This is a genomic window from Vibrio plantisponsor (assembly GCF_013041605.1).
Taxonomy (GTDB): Bacteria; Pseudomonadota; Gammaproteobacteria; order Enterobacterales; family Vibrionaceae; genus Vibrio; species Vibrio plantisponsor.
This window is the reverse complement of the sequence record NZ_JABEQC010000037.1, coordinates 1-918: the sequence shown is the minus strand read 5'-3', so window position 1 is coordinate 918 and position 918 is coordinate 1. Positions and strand designations below refer to the sequence as shown.

The following is a 918-nucleotide window of genomic DNA, read 5'->3' as shown; positions in this document are numbered from 1 at the left end:
TAAGTCTATTCCTCGTTGGCGTTGGGTCGATGCGACACCGATTCGTGAGGACAACCCAGAGCAAATGAAGCTGTTGTATCGTGCGTATACCGACCTCATAAAGTTGATGGAAGCGCGTGATTTTGAAGGACTGAAGATGGCGTATTCTCTGTCGATGCGAGAGCACGCGAAAGCGGATGGATATTTCTCATCGGCTGATGAGTTCTATAAAGGCGTTGCATTTGAGCCTACATTTAAGGAATGGGATGACGCAGCTGTCAGACCTCGTAGAGACTGGAGCGAATATATACTCGAATCGCGCATGGATGGACGACTTGTTCGATTGGCGGATAAACGAGGCCATTCTCCTTTACGTATTGGTTCAACAAAAAATGACTTAGTTACTTCTCCAACTCCTTATTTTTCCATGATTGATGGCCGCGTTGTCGTTTCACGATAGGAGGCACTATGCCAGGTGCAGCAAGACTGGGCGACATCGGCTCTGAACATGACTGTTTTCCGCCAACGTCCATAACGGCGGGGAGCTCTGGGGTCATGATTAATTACCAGCTGGCGGTTCGACAAGGAGACCCGTTGCAAGACCATGGTTGTCCCTGTGACAAAACGCCTCACGGGAATCATCCCAGAGCGGTGTCTGGCGGCTCATCGGGTGTGTTTATCGATGGGAAGCCAGCGGCTCGCTTAGGTGATGCCATTGATTGCGGAGGCACGATAGCCTCCGCATCTTCGGATGTGATGATTGGATAGTACGGATATGAGAAAACTCGCTATCAAGGTAGTGTCGTTAGTGTTGATTTATCTACTGGCAGCATGCTCGGGAGATAATGAATTAATGAACATCAGAGAACAGGTATCTACCGTTGATATCCAGATTGAGAACGAAGGCCAAAAGCCAGATGTTCTATATACCACCAATAT

At 48.5% G+C, this 918-nt stretch carries 1 protein-coding gene and 1 pseudogene; both read left to right on the top strand.

Annotation, left to right across the window (positions count from 1 at the left end; genetic code table 11):
- A pseudogene (locus HKI82_RS20365) lies at nt 1-439 on the top strand (glycosyl hydrolase family 26); the annotation flags it as partial.
- 8 nt (nt 440-447) lie between these two features.
- Nucleotides 448-747, top strand: a complete 300-nt coding sequence (locus HKI82_RS20360; protein WP_171139018.1) for a type VI secretion system PAAR protein — start codon at nt 448-450, stop codon at nt 745-747.
- The last annotated feature ends 171 nt before the right edge of the window (nt 748-918 follow it).

What these genes read in the sequence shown, in the direction of transcription:
- HKI82_RS20360 (WP_171139018.1), top strand. Translation starts at nt 448, where the DNA reads ATGCCAGGTGCAGCAAGACTGGGCGACATCGGCTCTGAACATGACTGT.